Consider the following 16,728-nt stretch of genomic DNA (forward strand, 5'->3'; position numbering starts at 1 on the left):
ATCCAAAATAAAATGCGTTATAAAACCAATCGCATCCTATTCCGGATTTCATTTTTAAAGATTATCAGGCGCGTTTTTCAGCTGCCAGTTTTAACACCAATTGAAACTGTTCTTCCCGGTTTAAATTGGAATTATCTATTTCGTATGCATCGTTTGCCTTAACCAACGGTGAATCTTCTCTTCCGGTATCGATCCGGTCGCGCTCCATTACGTTTTGCAGTATAGCATCATAAGTAACCTGCTGTCCTTTTGCTGTTAACTCATCATAACGACGTTGCGCTCTTGTTTCTGGACTGGCTGTCATAAATATCTTTAATTCAGCATTCGGAAAAACAACAGTCCCGATATCACGTCCGTCCATTACAATTCCTTTGTCTTCTCCCATTTTTTGTTGTTGTTCAACCAGTTTTGCCCTTACTTCTGACACCTCAGCGATACGACTTACCTGTTGAGACACTTCCAATGTTCTGATTTCGGCTTCAACATTCAGTCCGTTCAGGTACATTTCAGCAAATCCAAGTTCCGGATTAAACTGAAATTGTAAGGTAATTTGCGGCAAAGCCGAAATAAGTTGTTGTTTATCAAAGTGATCATTAGAAATCAATCCCTGTTGCATGGCAAATAAAGTCACCGCCCGGTACATTGCTCCCGTATCCACATACACATATCCCAGTTCTTTAGCTAACTGTTTGGCCAGCGTACTTTTTCCCGTGGATGAGAACCCATCTATTGCTATGGTAATTTTTTTCAAAACGTTTTTATTTTATTGTAAGTTAATTGTAAGTCCGAAGAGACTGGTATTTCCCGCTGAAGTATATCGCGAGTAGGAATAGTCAAATTTTATTGTATTAAAGCGCAATCCGAAACCGGCCGATATTCCGGCAAAAGTTCGTTGATCAGTTATAGAAAGCTCTTCTCCTCTTCTGAAATTATAGCCCAGGCGGAAATTTAAACTTTTCCCGGGAAATAATTCGGCTCCGACAATTACGTGACGCAGCGCATTATTGACAAAAGAAACTTTTTCTTCTTTTACTTCACCGTCGATGCTACTTTCTGCTCTGTTAGGATTAGAAAATGCAATATTCCATTGTTGCAGGTTTTCGAGTGTTAAATGCCAGCGAATCGGTACATTCTCCATTTCCTGTGAAATTCCGGCGATAATTTCAAGTGGTAATTTTTCTTGTAAACCGGCATATGTTGTAATCTGCATACCGATATTCCGCACAGCAAGACCAATATTAATGTCATTATCTTCATCAACATAAATGGCGCCTAAATCGAATGCAGCACCAAAAGAGTTGTAACTTTCCAATGTGGATGAAATCAATTTAGCGTTAGCGCCGACATGGATATCGGTCCACGGAATATTATAGGCATATCCGAACGAAAGCGCAAGTTCACTTCCGGTAAAATCGGCTGTTCGGTTTCCGGTTTCATCATAGCCTTCAAATGTTCCGTAATTCACATAACTCACACCGGTATGAAACGTTTGCACGTGTCGATCCCAGGTATAAGCATATGCCGCCGTACCATAGGTTACTTCGCCATAATAATTCCCGTAATTAACTGCAAGGTGATTATCCATTTCCACATTAATCGTTGCCGGGTTAAAAATAGCCTGATTTACATCATTATCGTATATCGTAACGGTTTTACCGCCCAATGCCGCCTGACGGGGCGAGGTAATTAAATTCAGAAACTGATAGGTATATTTTCCACCAATCTGCCCATAGGAAAGGGCTGTCATGATCAGGAAAAAAGAGGTCAGTATTTTTTTTGCCATTGTTATGGTGATCGTTTCTGAAATTATATAACGCAATTGCGAAGATATTATTTTTTTATTTACAGTAAAAAATAAAAGACAAAAGGCATAAGCCAATTATAGCCTATGCCTCTTTAAAGCCTTTCAGGGCTTATTTTATTTTTCCATTAATTTTTTTGCGTGCCTTGCATTTTGATCCGTAATCGCAATCGCAAGGACTTCACTCATTTCTTTTACGTAATGGAATGTCAATCCTTCCAGGTATTCCGGCTTGATTTCATCGATGTCTCTTTTGTTTTCATGACATAGAATAATCTCTTTAATGTTGGCTCTTTTAGCCGCCAAAATCTTTTCTTTAATTCCGCCAACCGGTAATACACGTCCTCTTAAAGTGATCTCTCCGGTCATCGCCAGACTCTTTTTGACTCTTTTTTGAGTAAAACTGGACACCAAAGACGTTAGCATTGCCACACCGGCACTTGGTCCGTCTTTTGGTGTTGCACCTTCCGGTACGTGAATATGTACGTTATAATTAGCAATCACTTCCGGATTAATTCCCAGTTGCTCTGCATTTGATTTGATATATTCCAAGGCAATAGTAGCCGATTCTTTCATAACGGTTCCCAGATTCCCGGTCATTGTCATGCTTCCTTTACCCTTGGAGATAATCGATTCAATAAACAGAATATCACCTCCAACGCTGGTCCATGCCAAACCGGTTACAACTCCGGCTGTTTCATTATTTTCGTATTTATCGCGTTCCATTCGCGGAGCGCCCAATACTTTAATAATATCTTCATCTGTCACCTTAATGTTGTATTCTTCTTCCATTGCGATAGACTTGGCCGCATTACGTACCATAGCCGCAATTTGTTTCTCCAATCCTCTTACTCCGGATTCACGGGTATAGCCTACTACAATCTTTTCAATTTGTTTTTTACCAATCGTAAGATCTTTTGCCGTTAATCCGTGTTCTTTTAATTGTTTCGGCAATAAATGTTGTTTCGCTATTTCGACTTTTTCTTCAATCGTATAACCGGTCATATTTATCACTTCCATACGATCACGAAGCGCCGGCTGAATGGTTGTCATACTGTTAGACGTTGCTATAAACATCACTTTAGACAAATCATATCCCATTTCCAGGAAGTTATCGTAGAAATCCGAGTTTTGTTCCGGATCCAATACTTCCAGTAAGGCAGAAGACGGATCTCCGTTATGACTACTTGATAATTTATCGATTTCATCCAATACAAAAACCGGATTCGAGGTTCCTGCTTTTTTCAGACTTTGGATAATACGTCCCGGCATTGCTCCGATATAGGTCTTACGATGTCCGCGAATTTCCGCTTCATCCCGTAATCCGCCTAAAGAAATCCGAACATATTCACGTCCTAATGCTTCCGCTACTGATTTTCCGATCGACGTTTTTCCGACACCCGGAGGTCCGTACAAACATAAAATCGGTGATTTCATATCGTTACGCAATTTTAAAACCGCTAAATGTTCGATGATTCGCTTTTTCACATCATCCAATCCGAAATGATCTCGGTCTAATACTTTTTGAGCATGCTTTAAATCAAATTTATCTTTTGAATAATGATTCCAGGGCAATTCCAGAAACAATTCCAGGTAGTTTCGTTGAATCGAAAATTCTGCCACCTGCGGATTCATTCGTTGCATTTTAGCAATTTCCTTATCAAAATGAGCCTTTACCTTATCGTTCCATTTTTTCGATTTGGCTTTCTGACGCATTTCTTCAATCTCTTCTTCATATGAAACGCCACCCAATTCTTCCTGAATGGTTTTCATTTGTTGCTGAAGGAAATATTCCCGTTGCTGCTGATCCAGATCAAAACGTACTTTAGACTGAATATCGTTTTTCAATTCCAGTTTCTGTAATTCCAGATTCATATAACGAAGGGTTTCCAAAGCTCTTTCCGTAAGATCGTTAATCGCCAGTAAATCCTGCTTTTCCGTAACCATCAGATTCATGTTGGATGACACGAAATTGACTAAAAACGATTTGCTTTCGATATTTTTGATAGCAAAAGTAGCTTCGGTCGGGATATTCGGACTTTCCTTAATGATCTGTATCGCCAATTCTTTAATCGAATCGATGATAGCGTTGAATTCTTCATCCTTATCAGAAGGTCGTTTTTCCGGAACTTCTTTAACAGTAGCTCTCAGATACGGTTCTTCGGTTGTAATCTGATCGATTTCAAAACGTTTTTTCCCCTGAAGAATTACTGTTGTATTTCCATCCGGCATTTTTAAAACTCTCAGAATACGGGCTACCGTACCGATAGTATGAATATCGGCCGCTGTCGGTTCTTCTACATTTTCATCTTTTTGTGCCACGACTCCGATAATTTTACCGGCGGCATTCGCATCATTGATTAATTTTATGGATTTGTCTCTTCCGGCTGTTATCGGTATTACTACTCCCGGAAACAAGACTGTATTGCGCAATGGCAGAATACATAAATCTTCCGGAAGTAATTCGTTATTCATTTCTTCCTCATCTTCCGGTGTCATTAACGGAATCAATTCCGCATCCGTATCAATTTCATGAAGTGACAAGTTGTCTAATGTTAGTATCTTTTGATTTGACATAGTTATATTTAAGTCATTTTGTCATTAAAATAGTCTTGCAAGATAAGCGACTTTTTTGCTATTATCCTGAAAATTAACGGTTATTTGGCACAAAGCACCATCCCCTTCTCTAGTAAATCAATCTTTATGCCATAAAAAAACCCGACGTTTTCGGGCTTTCCGGCTTGTTTTTACCGTTACTATGTTTATGTTATTGCAATTAGCTGTTGTATCTTTTTTATCTTGTAAATAAATCGATGCAAAAATACTTTTTATTTCCACTTTTTACCCCGCTAGTCATCCTATCCTTTTTTTATAACACATCTTTTTTATTTGTTATAAAAAAAGCCGCCCGAAAGCAGCTTTATAGTAGTAATATAATCTTATCTTAATGTAAGGTATAACTGGTTAGATTGCTATGGAAAGTATTCGCATCCATAACCATTGTTACCCGAACCGGACCAACATCTTTTGCGAAACAATATTCTGTATTCGAAATCGATATAGCTCCCATAGTCGATATTTCCTGACGTAAATTCATTCGAATCACGTTGGTATAGGTTACTCCGTTTACTGTTACCGTAGCATTTTTTTCAAGGATTTTTCCGGTATAATTTATCGTCATTACAATACTGGTTGGAAGTAAGTTATATGTTGTTATTTGGGTATAACTTCCGGTCCATGTTGCATTTACTGCAATATTATCTTTAAACAATACCATTTCATAACCGGTCTGGGTCCCTGTTAAACCACCGGCATTAATATTCACATCGCTCATTTTCATTGTATATACACCTCCGTTTTTATTAATCCAGGAAGTAGCATCACTACCGGAATTACCACCAAAAGATCCGGATTGAGGCGAAAATTTATAATAAGTTGCTCCGTTAAAATTATCTGTTCCGATGATCTTCATTTCTTTTGCAGTTCCGTCCTGATCAAAATTCCAAACATTGTTGATAGCCATTGGCCAATAATCACCGGAAGATGTTCCTCCGTTGTTTCCACCATTGTTCCCTCCGTTATTCCCTCCGTTATTCCCGTTATTTCCACCTGTATTACTACCGTTGGTTTGGGTTAATGCCGGATCTAACGGTTCTGTTTCACAGGACACAAAAGTAATGGACGAAAATGCTAACAAAACGGTTAGCAAAGAAGTAATTTTTTTCATATTTAATCGGTTAATTAAGTTGTACCAAATATAATTTTATTTTTAACATTTTAACATAGTATCCGAGTGAATATATTTTAAAAAAACAAAACATTTGTTATAAAAAAAGCCGCCCAAAGGCAGCTTTTTCAAATCTCTTTATATTGACTATTGTTTCGTAAAAATAATATCGATATTGGCTGTCAGATAAGCCGGTTCTCCGCCTGATCCTGATCCTACAATTAATCCTTCTGCTAAGGAAATTTTTAATGTATTTCCGGAAACAGTATATTGATCGGTATAGGTTTCTCCATCTTCGGTATACGTTAACTTTAATATATTTCCGGATAAAGTCCATGTTCCGCCGTAACTCGGATCTTCCGTACATTCCAATGTTGTATTCGTTCCGTCAGTAACGATTTCGAGTGAACTGCCTGTTGACGTAAAAGTATTATTGGCACTAAGTACTAACATTGTATTGTTAAAACAACTCGTTTCATTCATTTGATTTGTAGAAGGTGTTCCGTCGCCGTTAAGATCAGTTGGAACCGAAGTATTAAAAGCGGTCATTTTATAAGTTCCCGCTATATTGGCAGGTGTTCCGCCGCCGTTGTTTCCTCCGTTATTCCCGCCATTGCTTCCACCGGTATTTGTTAGTAAATTCGGGTCGGCCGGTTCCGTTTCACAGCTCGTTAATAATAGTCCTCCTGTGAACAGGAGCATAAGGCCAATAGTTTTAATTTTTCTCATGTTGGGTTAATCTCTAGTTGGGTTAATAAATATATTATTCTTTTGGTACTCTGGTGAGTAACAATAATCCTGCCAAAAAGAATACTATTAAAAATAAAACGGCATTTTGCATTTTTCCGGTGATATCAGCAATGTATCCGTACAAGAACATTCCGATAACGATTCCGATTTTTTCGGATACATCATAGAAACTAAAAAATGACGTTGTATCCTGTGTTGCCGGAATAAACTTAGAATAAGTCGATCGTGATAACGATTGAATACCGCCCATTACAATCCCTACACAGGCAGCCGCTACATAAAATTCATTGGGTGTTACTACAAAATAAGCATCAATACAGATCAAAATCCATAAAAAGTTGATCACCATTAATACCTTAATATTACCGAATTTCTTAGATGCAATAGAAGTCAGATAAGCTCCGAATACTGCGATAATCTGGATTAGTAAAATACTAACGATCAATCCCATTGTTCTGTTTTCATCACTTCCCCATTCGACCTCTTTTTCTCCAAAATAGGCTGCGATAATCATTACAGTCTGCACCGCCATACTATAAACAAAAAAGGCTCCTAAATAACGACGTAACGGTTTGATTTCTTTTAATTGTCCCCAAACCTTTTTCAATTCTTTGAAGCCGTTAAATACAACCTGTCCTTTTATTTTTTTTCCGTTTTTATAATCCGGTAGGTAGCGATAAGTATATTGACTGAATCCGATCCACCATAATCCTACCATTACAAAAGAAAACTGCATTGCTTTCAGTTGGCTTTCGAATCCGAAAACCTCCGATTTCATGACCATAATCAAGTTAATGATCAGTAAAATCACACTCCCGATATAGCCTAATCCGTAACCTTTGGCACTAATATGATCCTGTTGCTCCGGAAAAGCAATGTCCGGCAAATACGAATTGTAAAATACCAAACTTCCCCAAAAGCCAATCAAAGCCAACATATACGTTAATAATCCGATGATAATGTTGTCTAATGAGAAAAAATACAACCCCATACATGACAAGGCTCCCATATAGCAGAAAAACTTCAAAAATGATTTTTTATTGCCCATATAATCCGCTATACCGGACAATAACGGTGATAAAATCGCAACAATTAAAAACCCCAAAGCGGTTACATAACTGATCAATGCCTCACTTCGAATCGATAGTCCGAAAAGCGGAATCTCTTCTATCCCCTTAATACGGAATAAAGCTCCGTAATACAGTGGGAAAATAGAGGATGAAATAACAAGGGCATAAACAGAATTCGCCCAATCGTAAAATGCCCAGGCATTTAGTAATTTTTTGCTTCCTTTTTCAAGTTGTTTCATAAATAGGTATAAAAAAAGCTGTTCTTATTGAACAGCTTCGAAGATAGTATATTTTTTTATTTAAAAGCAACACCAAATTTTTTGGCTTCGGCTTTAGATTGTGGTATCAGGTTTTTGATATCTGCAATACGGGTTTCATTACTCGGGTGCGTACTTAAAAACTCCGGTTGTGCCTTGCCTCCTGAATTGGCTGCCATTCGTTGCCAGAAACCAACAGCCGTATCCGGATTGTATCCCGCTATTGCCATTAAGGTTAATCCGATTTTATCCGCTTCACTTTCATGTTTACGGCTAAAAGGTAACATTCCTCCGTATTGCGTTGTCACACCATAAGCCGTCATAGCAATTTGTTGCGTTTCTGCACTTTTATTACCAACGGCAGCTCCTACTCCGGCGGCTCCTAATTGCTGTAATAGTCCGGCACTCATACGTTGTTGTCCGTGGTTTAACAAAGCATGGGCTACTTCGTGTCCCATTACAGTTGCCATACCGGCATCATCTTTACAAATAGGCAATATCCCGGTATAAAATACAATTTTACCTCCGGGCATACACCAGGCATTCACGTCTTTACTATCTACCAGATTGTATTCCCATTTATAATCTTTTAAATACCCCTGGTAACCGTTTGCATTTAACCATTTTTCGGCTGCGGCTTTTATTTTCATCCCGACATCCGTCACTCGTTGCGCATCTTTTGTTCCCTTAATTACTTTGTTTTCAGTCAAAAACTGGTTGTATTGCTGGAAAGAAGATGGAAAAATTTCACTGTCGGGCACTAATGCCAACGTACTTTTTCCGGTAAATGGGTTTTTAGCACAAGATATTCCCAGTACTAATAAACCGGCTACTAACAAACGATAAGTCATTTTCATATGATCCTTTTTTATTACTACAAAATTAATAATTCCTGATAAATTAGTAATGAATATCCTAACAAAATAGTCATACATAGCTATTTTTGACCATTTTCAAAAACGATTTTTTAAGAATAATTTATCAATAAAACGATAGTTATAACTTAACTTGCAACTGTTTTAGTATACTGAAATGAAAGAAAATAAACCCAAACATCAGCAATCGTTGGAAATTCCTAAAGTAATATTATTTACAGCCCGATTGTTTGAAAAGATATCACCGGAACTGGCTACACAATTTGCCATGAAACTGTTTACAACGCCTATTCGCTACAAAATACCGAAAAGAGAGTTTGAAATGGATCGGAACAGTACTCAGGAATTATTGGATATACCGGCAATCCAAAAAAAGGTGATGCTATATCATTACGGAACAAGTGACAAAAAAGTGTTATTGGTTCACGGATGGAGCGGTCGCGGAACACAATTGGTTAAAATTGCCGATGAATTTTTGAAAATGGGTTATACTACAATCAGTTTTGATGCTCCTGCACACGGAAAAGCCCCCGGAAAGACCAGTAATATGACTGAATTTATTGCTGCTATTCTGGAAATTGAGAAAAAATTCGGTCCGTTCGAATTTGCAGTCGGTCATTCATTAGGTGGTATGTCGGTATTAAATGCGATCAAGCAGAAACTAGCCGTAAAAAAAGCAATTATTATCGGCAGTGGTGACATTGTAACCGATATTATTTCCGATTTTATTCTGAAACTAGGACTTAAACCGGATATCGGTATCCGAATGAAAACAAAATTTGAGAAGAAATTTAATCAAACCATGGACAGTTATTCTTCGTATATAGCAGCAAAGACCGTTGCTATTCCGGTATTGGTTATACATGATGAAATCGATGATGATGTTCCGGTTAAAGCGGCATTTCATATTCATGAACATCTTAAAAACGGTGATCTGATGATTACAAATGGATTAGGACACCGTAAAATATTAGGCGACAGTAAAGTTATCAAACGGATTGTTCAATTTATATCGTAAGTAAAACATGAAAAAGTTACTATTTCTTATTGTACTATGTAGTTCTCTGGTTGGTTTCGGACAAAATCAAAAGTTTAAAGTTCAGAAAACGGATAAGGAGTGGAAAGCGCAATTAACCAAAGAAGAATATGAAGTATTGCGCAATAAAGGTACCGAACGAGCCTTTACCGGTAAATACTGGAATACTTTTGACAAAGGAAAATATGTTTGTGCCGCTTGCGGACAGGTAATTTTTAATTCCGATTCAAAATTTAAATCCGATTGCGGATGGCCTTCGTTTGATACTGCTATAAAAGGATCGGTTATTTATAAAACCGACACTAGTTTAGGTATGGTTCGAACTGAAGTGATTTGCTCTAACTGTGGAAGTCATTTAGGACACGTTTTTGATGATGGTCCTACCAATACTACTGGTAAACGTTTTTGTACCAACTCTGTATCTATCAAATTTATTCCAGCTAAATATGAAACACCCCGTAGAAAAAACTGAAGAACAATGGAAAGCGGAACTTGGAGAAGAGCGTTATCACATTCTTCGTCTTAAAGGAACCGAATATCCGCATACCGGTAAATATAATCTTCATTTTCAAAAAGGTACCTATTGTTGTGGTGCCTGTGGTGAACCTCTTTTTGAAAGTTCCTCTAAATTTGATTCTCATTGCGGATGGCCTTCATTTGACGAGTCTATTCCAGGGAAAGTTGAATATATTCAGGATCTTTCTCACGGAATGATCCGTACTGAAATTTTATGTGCCAATTGTGGCGGTCATTTAGGGCACGTTTTTAATGACGGTCCGACTGAAACAGGAATCCGTTACTGTGTTAATTCCCTTTCTATCGATTTTAAAGAAGAATAAGTATGGATTTGTTTAGTGATCCTATAAGCTGGACAGAAAAATTAAATCCTATAGTTGTTCAATATCAGGAGCGTAAACATCCTTTGGCTTATCAAAATCCCTATCAGTTAATGATCATGGTTATTCTATCAGCTCAGGATTCTGATGCGAATATCAACAAAATTGCACCGGCATTATTTAATCGGTTTCCTGATTTTGAAAGTTTAGTTCCTGCTACTCCAGAAGATTTATTTCCATATATCAGTGGTGTACGCCATTTTCAGATGAAAACGGAATGGATACTCGAAACGGCTCAGATGATTAAAACAGATGCGAATATTCCATTAACAATGGATACGTTGACGCAATTAAAAGGAATCGGCCGTAAATCTGCCAATGTGATTATGAAGGAGTTACAGATTAAACCCGCGGTAGGAATTGTTGTTGATCTCCATGTCTTACGGGTAGCTCCCCGAATTGGATTAATACCTGCTACTCAGGATGGTAATAAAGCTGAAAAATTATTAATGCAATTATTACCCCGTGATATTTGGGAAGCTATTGGTATGTGTATTTCTTTTTTAGGAAGAGAAATATGCCGTCCTACCAATCCAAAATGTAGTATTTGTCCGATAAATCAATATTGTTTGTATTATAATAACTAAAAAAAACCGGCTATATGCCGGTTTTTTTATGTCTATAAGTACTTATTATTAGCTTAAAGCAAAGCTTTTTATTCTCAAAACCATATAAAAACAAAAAACCCTATCGGTAATGATAGGGTTTTTAAAAGAAAGGCGGCGACATACTCTCCCACAGGATTGCAGTACCATCTGCGCAGGCGGGCTTAACTTCTCTGTTCGGAATGGGAAGAGGTGAGCCCCGCCGCAATAACCACCTTAAATCGTTGGTCTCGTTCTCTAAACGAGACACTAATATTTTAACATACTGAGATAAAAAATCAAAAACATCAGTCAGAAAGACTTCCCTTCCGCCTTGCGGCGGAAGGACACGTACATAAGCTTACGGGTTATTAGTACTACTCGGCTATGACATTACTGCCTTTACACCTATAGCCTATCAACGTGGTCATCTCCCACGACCCTTTAAAGAAATCTCATCTTGTGGTGGGTTTCGCGCTTATATGCTTTCAGCGCTTATCCCTTCCAAACGTAGCTACTCTGCGGTGCCCCTGGCGGGACAACAGATACACTAGAGGTTTGTCCAACTCGGTCCTCTCGTACTAGAGTCAGATCCACTCAAATTTCTAACGCCCACAGTAGATAGAGACCGAACTGTCTCACGACGTTCTGAACCCAGCTCGCGTGCCACTTTAATGGGCGAACAGCCCAACCCTTGGGACCTTCTCCAGCCCCAGGATGTGACGAGCCGACATCGAGGTGCCAAACCCCCCCGTCGATATGAGCTCTTGGGGGAGATCAGCCTGTTATCCCCGGCGTACCTTTTATCCTTTGAGCGATGGCCCTTCCATGCGGAACCACCGGATCACTATGCTCTACTTTCGTACCTGATCGACCTGTATGTCTCTCAGTCAAGCTCCCTTATGCCATTGCACTCTACGCACGGTTACCAAGCGTGCTGAGGGAACCTTTAGAAGCCTCCGTTACTCTTTTGGAGGCGACCACCCCAGTCAAACTACCCACCAAGCAATGTCCTCTTCACCGAAGAGTTAGGCCTCAGATAAGCAAAGGGTGGTATTTCAACAATGACTCCACAACTCCTAGCGAAGCCGCTTCATAGTCTCCCACCTATCCTACACATCACTTATCCAAGGTCAATACTAAGCTATAGTAAAGGTGCACAGGGTCTTTTCGTCCCACTGCGGGTAATCGGCATCTTCACCGATACTACAATTTCACCGAGCTCATGGCTGAGACAGTGTCCAGATCGTTACACCATTCGTGCAGGTCGGAACTTACCCGACAAGGAATTTCGCTACCTTAGGACCGTTATAGTTACGGCCGCCGTTTACTGGGGCTTCAATTCAATGCTTCTCCGAAGATAACATCTCCTCTTAACCTTCCAGCACCGGGCAGGTGTCAGGCCCTATACTTCATCTTACGATTTGGCAGAGCCCTGTGTTTTTGATAAACAGTCGCCTGGACCTTTTCACTGCGGCCAGCATTGCTGCTGGCGACCTTTCTCCCGAAGTTACAGGTCTATTTTGCCTAATTCCTTAGCCATGAATCTCTCGAGCACCTTAGGATTCTCTCCTCGACTACCTGTGTCGGTTTACGGTACGGGTACTTATAATCTAAGTTTAGAGGTTTTTCTTGGAAGCCCTTAGGTACACTATCACTTTGTCCGAAGACTCCGTGTACTATCGCATTTCACCAGTTCCCGCGGATTTGCCTACGGGACCTATAGCTAGGTGCTTTAACGAACTATTCCGTCAGTTCGCGGTACTTTCATCACTCCGTCACCCCATCACAATTATAAGTAGTACGGGAATATTAACCCGTTGGCCATCGACTGTCCCTTTCGGGTTCGCCTTAGGACCCGACTAACCCTCAGCTGATTAGCATAGCTGAGGAAACCTTAGTCTTTCGGTGTGCGGGTTTCTCGCCCGCATTATCGTTACTTATGCCTACATTTTCTTTTCTAAACAGTCCAGCAATACTCACATATCACCTTCAACCCAGTTTAGAATGCTCCCCTACCACTTGTATCAAATACAAATCCATAGCTTCGGTAGTATACTTATGCCCGATTATTATCCATGCTCGTCCGCTCGACTAGTGAGCTGTTACGCACTCTTTAAATGAATGGCTGCTTCCAAGCCAACATCCTAGCTGTCTGGGCAGACAAACCTCGTTTTTTCAACTTAGCATACATTTGGGGACCTTAGCTGATGGTCTGGGTTCTTTCCCTCTCGGACATGGACCTTAGCACCCATGCCCTCACTGCTGAAAATCATTATATAGCATTCGGAGTTTGTCAGGAATTGGTAGGCGGTGAAGCCCCCGCATCCAATCAGTAGCTCTACCTCTATATAACTAAATCAGCGCTGCACCTAAATGCATTTCGGGGAGTACGAGCTATTTCCGAGTTTGATTGGCCTTTCACCCCTACCCACAGGTCATCCGAAGACTTTTCAACGTCAACCGGTTCGGACCTCCACTGTGTGTTACCACAGCTTCATCCTGCCCATGGGTAGATCACACGGTTTCGCGTCTACCACTACTGACTATGGCGCCCTATTCAGACTCGCTTTCGCTACGGATCCACACCTGAAGTGCTTATCCTTGCCAGCAACGGTAACTCGTAGGCTCATTATGCAAAAGGCACGCCGTCACCCCACTTAAGGGCTCCGACCGCTTGTAGGCGTATGGTTTCAGGATCTTTTTCACTCCGTTATTCACGGTTCTTTTCACCTTTCCCTCACGGTACTGGTTCACTATCGGTCTCTCAGGAGTATTTAGCCTTAGCGGATGGTCCCGCCAGATTCAGACAGGGTTTCACGTGCCCCGCCCTACTCAGGATACCACTATTCTTATCTTCTCTTACTTGTACGGGACTATCACCCTATATCGTTAACCTTTCCAGGTTATTCCAATTCAATCCGCAAGAAATGTCGTGGTCCTACAACCCCAGCACTGCCGTAACAGCACTGGTTTGGGCTTTTCCGCGTTCGCTCGCCACTACTTACGGAATCACTTTTGTTTTCTTCTCCTCCGCCTACTTAGATGTTTCAGTTCAGCGGGTTCGCCCATCTATCGATGTACTATGTCTTCAACATAGTGGGTTGCCCCATTCGGATATTTACGGATCAATTCGTATGTGCCAATCCCCGTAACTTTTCGCAGCTTATCACGTCCTTCTTCGCCTCTGAGAGCCTAGGCATCCCCCATACGCCCTTATTTTGCTTATTGTACTTACTTTTTTAAAATACATCTTACGATGCACCCTAAATTCTGTGCTTTCTAATTTTTTTGTTTTCTTATCTCAATATGTCAATGAACTATTTTCCATTATTATGGAATCGTGGAGAATATCGGAGTCGAACCGATGACCTCCTGCGTGCAAGGCAGGCGCTCTAGCCAGCTGAGCTAATCCCCCATTCTTTCTTATTTTGAATGTTGAATTTCGAATTTTGAATTAATAACCCTTAATCCAAATCCCAACTTCCAGAATTTCCTTCTAAGTAAAAGTTGTAGTCCCGGGCAGACTCGAACTGCCGACCCCTACATTATCAGTGTAGTACTCTAACCAGCTGAGCTACGAGACTATTTTTAACGTATTTTAAATTTTAAATGCTGAATTTTAAATTAAAACTCACATTTTCCTCTAAAAATAGTTTAAACTCTTTTTACTTTTCTTTTTTTTGAACTAACAGCGAGAGTAAAATCTCTTGTATCATAAACCTGATGCTTATCTTTCTCTAGAAAGGAGGTGTTCCAGCCGCACCTTCCGGTACGGCTACCTTGTTACGACTTAGCCCCAGTTACTAGTTTTACCCTAGGCAGCTCCTTGCGGTCACCGACTTCAGGTACCCCCAGCTTCCATGGCTTGACGGGCGGTGTGTACAAGGCCCGGGAACGTATTCACCGGATCATGGCTGATATCCGATTACTAGCGATTCCAGCTTCACGGAGTCGAGTTGCAGACTCCGATCCGAACTGTGACCGGTTTTATAGATTCGCTCCTGGTCGCCCAGTGGCTGCTCTCTGTACCGGCCATTGTAGCACGTGTGTAGCCCAGGACGTAAGGGCCGTGATGATTTGACGTCATCCCCACCTTCCTCACGGTTTGCACCGGCAGTCTCGTTAGAGTTCCCGACATCACTCGCTGGCAACTAACAACAGGGGTTGCGCTCGTTATAGGACTTAACCTGACACCTCACGGCACGAGCTGACGACAACCATGCAGCACCTTGTAAAGTGTCCGAAGAAAAATCTGTTTCCAAATCTGTCACTCTACATTTAAGCCCTGGTAAGGTTCCTCGCGTATCATCGAATTAAACCACATGCTCCACCGCTTGTGCGGGCCCCCGTCAATTCCTTTGAGTTTCAAACTTGCGTTCGTACTCCCCAGGTGGGATACTTATCACTTTCGCTTAGCCACTGAGCTTGCGCCCAACAGCTAGTATCCATCGTTTACGGCGTGGACTACCAGGGTATCTAATCCTGTTCGCTCCCCACGCTTTCGTCCATCAGCGTCAATAAACCAGTAGTAACCTGCCTTCGCAATTGGTATTCCATGTAATATCTAAGCATTTCACCGCTACACTACATATTCTAGTTACTTCCTGGTAATTCAAGTCCTGCAGTATCAATGGCCGTTTGATCGTTAAGCGACCAGATTTCACCACTGACTTACAAAACCGCCTACGGACCCTTTAAACCCAATGATTCCGGATAACGCTTGGATCCTCCGTATTACCGCGGCTGCTGGCACGGAGTTAGCCGATCCTTATTCCTACAGTACCGTCAATCTACCACACGTGGTAGGGTTTCTTCCTGTATAAAAGCAGTTTACACACCATAGATGCTTCATCCTGCACGCGGCATGGCTGGATCAGGCTTGCGCCCATTGTCCAATATTCCTCACTGCTGCCTCCCGTAGGAGTCTGGTCCGTGTCTCAGTACCAGTGTGGGGGATCTCCCTCTCAGGACCCCTACCCATCATTGCCTTGGTATGCCGTTACCACACCAACTAGCTAATGGGACGCATGCTCATCTTGTACCGTTGGAACTTTAGTAATAAAGTGAGGCCACTCTAAAACACTATGAGGTATTAATCCAAATTTCTCTGGGCTATCCCTCTGTACAAGGTAGATTGCATACGCGTTACGCACCCGTGCGCCGGTCTCAGATTAGCAAGCTAATCCTACCCCTCGACTTGCATGTGTTAGGCCTGCCGCTAGCGTTCATCCTGAGCCAGGATCAAACTCTTCATCGTATATTTTTAATATTGTCGATAATTCTCAGGTCTAATTTTTTATACTCGAAAAATCTTACTCTCTCTTTGTATGCTGTCAATCCAATATATCTATGAACGTGTCATTCTCTTTTTCCAACTAACCTCTCTCGGTTAGCGGCTGCAAAAGTAGAAACTTTTTTAAAACTGTGCAAGATTTTTTTGAAGTTTTTTTGAAAAAATTTTCTTCGTTTTTCTTACCCAATATCTTTAAGAACTTCCCTGTTTTGCGGGCTGCAAAGATAATTCGCTTTTTTGTTTCTCGCAAATCTTTTTTTGACTTTTTTTCTATTCCTTAGTCAATTTCCAATCTGCTGCTAACTCTCAATGAACTTCCTTATTGCGGCTGCAAAACTAGAACCTTTTTCCGATTTCGCAAACTTTATACAACCTTTTTTTAAAACTATTTTTTAACTACCTCATTACCATTTGTTAATACTAAACCTTTTTTTCT

Annotated in this window: 11 protein-coding genes, 2 tRNA genes and 3 rRNA genes; 4 read left to right on the forward strand and 12 right to left on the reverse strand. The window is 40.6% G+C overall.

What is annotated here, in order from left to right; translation table 11 throughout:
* Positions 1-64: 64 nt before the first annotated feature.
* From cmk to NOX80_RS14700, 7 genes are all read right to left on the reverse strand, one after another.
* A complete protein-coding gene (gene cmk, locus NOX80_RS14670; protein WP_256550551.1) occupies positions 65-751 on the reverse strand; it encodes a (d)CMP kinase in 687 nt (228 codons plus the stop codon).
* 12 nt (positions 752-763) lie between these two features.
* Positions 764-1,783: a type IX secretion system protein PorQ gene (porQ, locus tag NOX80_RS14675; RefSeq protein WP_256550552.1), complete on the reverse strand. Its 1,020-nt coding sequence runs from the start codon at positions 1,781-1,783 to the stop codon at positions 764-766.
* 135 nt (positions 1,784-1,918) lie between these two features.
* Positions 1,919-4,378 carry an endopeptidase La gene (gene lon, locus NOX80_RS14680; RefSeq protein ID WP_256550553.1) on the reverse strand — a complete coding sequence of 820 codons (2,460 nt, stop codon included), beginning with the start codon at positions 4,376-4,378 and terminating at the stop codon, positions 1,919-1,921.
* Positions 4,379-4,745: 367 nt separating this feature from the next.
* Positions 4,746-5,528, reverse strand: coding sequence for a hypothetical protein (locus NOX80_RS14685; protein WP_256550554.1), 783 nt, complete (start codon positions 5,526-5,528; stop codon positions 4,746-4,748).
* A 147-nt stretch (positions 5,529-5,675) separates the two neighbouring features.
* Complete coding sequence (locus NOX80_RS14690) at positions 5,676-6,230, reverse strand: lipocalin family protein (RefSeq protein WP_256550555.1); 555 nt, start codon at positions 6,228-6,230, stop codon at positions 5,676-5,678.
* 61 nt (positions 6,231-6,291) lie between these two features.
* On the reverse strand, positions 6,292-7,587 hold the full coding sequence (locus NOX80_RS14695; protein WP_256550556.1) for an MFS transporter: 1,296 nt from the start codon (positions 7,585-7,587) through the stop codon (positions 6,292-6,294).
* 56 nt (positions 7,588-7,643) lie between these two features.
* Positions 7,644-8,456, reverse strand: a complete 813-nt coding sequence (locus tag NOX80_RS14700; RefSeq protein WP_256553020.1) for a M48 family metallopeptidase — start codon at positions 8,454-8,456, stop codon at positions 7,644-7,646.
* Positions 8,457-8,637: 181 nt separating this feature from the next.
* Here NOX80_RS14700 and NOX80_RS14705 point away from each other — a divergent pair, with 181 nt between their 5' ends.
* From NOX80_RS14705 to NOX80_RS14720, 4 genes are read left to right on the forward strand one after another with little or no spacing between them, the layout of a single operon-like run.
* On the forward strand, positions 8,638-9,498 hold the full coding sequence (locus tag NOX80_RS14705; RefSeq protein WP_256550557.1) for an alpha/beta hydrolase: 861 nt from the start codon (positions 8,638-8,640) through the stop codon (positions 9,496-9,498).
* 7 nt (positions 9,499-9,505) lie between these two features.
* Positions 9,506-9,988: a peptide-methionine (R)-S-oxide reductase MsrB gene (gene msrB, locus NOX80_RS14710; RefSeq protein WP_256550558.1), complete on the forward strand. Its 483-nt coding sequence runs from the start codon at positions 9,506-9,508 to the stop codon at positions 9,986-9,988.
* Positions 9,963-10,355, forward strand: coding sequence for a peptide-methionine (R)-S-oxide reductase MsrB (msrB, locus tag NOX80_RS14715; protein ID WP_256550559.1), 393 nt, complete (start codon positions 9,963-9,965; stop codon positions 10,353-10,355). Before msrB (NOX80_RS14710) ends, msrB (NOX80_RS14715) begins: the two co-directional genes overlap by 26 nt.
* Positions 10,356-10,357: 2 nt before the next feature.
* A complete protein-coding gene (locus tag NOX80_RS14720; protein ID WP_256550560.1) occupies positions 10,358-10,999 on the forward strand; it encodes an endonuclease III domain-containing protein in 642 nt (213 codons plus the stop codon).
* Positions 11,000-11,126: 127 nt separating this feature from the next.
* Here NOX80_RS14720 and rrf read toward each other — a convergent pair.
* From rrf to NOX80_RS14745, 5 genes are all read right to left on the reverse strand, one after another.
* A 5S ribosomal RNA gene (rrf, locus tag NOX80_RS14725) occupies positions 11,127-11,236 on the reverse strand.
* Between the two features lie 111 nt (positions 11,237-11,347).
* Positions 11,348-14,227: ribosomal RNA gene (locus tag NOX80_RS14730) — 23S ribosomal RNA — on the reverse strand.
* A 113-nt stretch (positions 14,228-14,340) separates the two neighbouring features.
* Positions 14,341-14,414 (reverse strand) — tRNA-Ala (locus NOX80_RS14735).
* Positions 14,415-14,509: 95 nt separating this feature from the next.
* Positions 14,510-14,583, reverse strand: a tRNA-Ile gene (locus tag NOX80_RS14740).
* A gap of 157 nt (positions 14,584-14,740) precedes the next feature.
* Positions 14,741-16,256, reverse strand: a 16S ribosomal RNA gene (locus NOX80_RS14745).
* The 16S, 23S and 5S rRNA genes sit together here with 2 tRNA genes alongside, the layout of an rRNA operon.
* Positions 16,257-16,728: the final 472 nt, after the last annotated feature.

It is taken from the genome of Flavobacterium cerinum, assembly GCF_024496085.1.
Taxonomy (GTDB): Bacteria; Bacteroidota; Bacteroidia; order Flavobacteriales; family Flavobacteriaceae; genus Flavobacterium; species Flavobacterium cerinum_A.

Bases quoted from the DNA above. Each gene is read 5' to 3' on its own strand.
- porQ (WP_256550552.1), bottom strand. From the start codon at position 1,783: ATGGCAAAAAAAATACTGACCTCTTTTTTCCTGATCATGACAGCCCTT.
- lon (WP_256550553.1), bottom strand. From the start codon at position 4,378: ATGTCAAATCAAAAGATACTAACATTAGACAACTTGTCACTTCATGAA.
- NOX80_RS14690 (WP_256550555.1), bottom strand. From the start codon at position 6,230: ATGCTCCTGTTCACAGGAGGACTATTATTAACGAGCTGTGAAACGGAA.
- NOX80_RS14705 (WP_256550557.1), top strand. From the start codon at position 8,638: ATGAAAGAAAATAAACCCAAACATCAGCAATCGTTGGAAATTCCTAAA.
- NOX80_RS14700 (WP_256553020.1), bottom strand. From the start codon at position 8,456: ATGACTTATCGTTTGTTAGTAGCCGGTTTATTAGTACTGGGAATATCT.
- msrB (WP_256550558.1), top strand. From the start codon at position 9,506: ATGAAAAAGTTACTATTTCTTATTGTACTATGTAGTTCTCTGGTTGGT.
- NOX80_RS14695 (WP_256550556.1), bottom strand. From the start codon at position 7,587: ATGAAACAACTTGAAAAAGGAAGCAAAAAATTACTAAATGCCTGGGCA.
- NOX80_RS14685 (WP_256550554.1), bottom strand. From the start codon at position 5,528: ATGAAAAAAATTACTTCTTTGCTAACCGTTTTGTTAGCATTTTCGTCC.
- msrB (WP_256550559.1), top strand. From the start codon at position 9,963: ATGAAACACCCCGTAGAAAAAACTGAAGAACAATGGAAAGCGGAACTT.
- NOX80_RS14720 (WP_256550560.1), top strand. From the start codon at position 10,358: ATGGATTTGTTTAGTGATCCTATAAGCTGGACAGAAAAATTAAATCCT.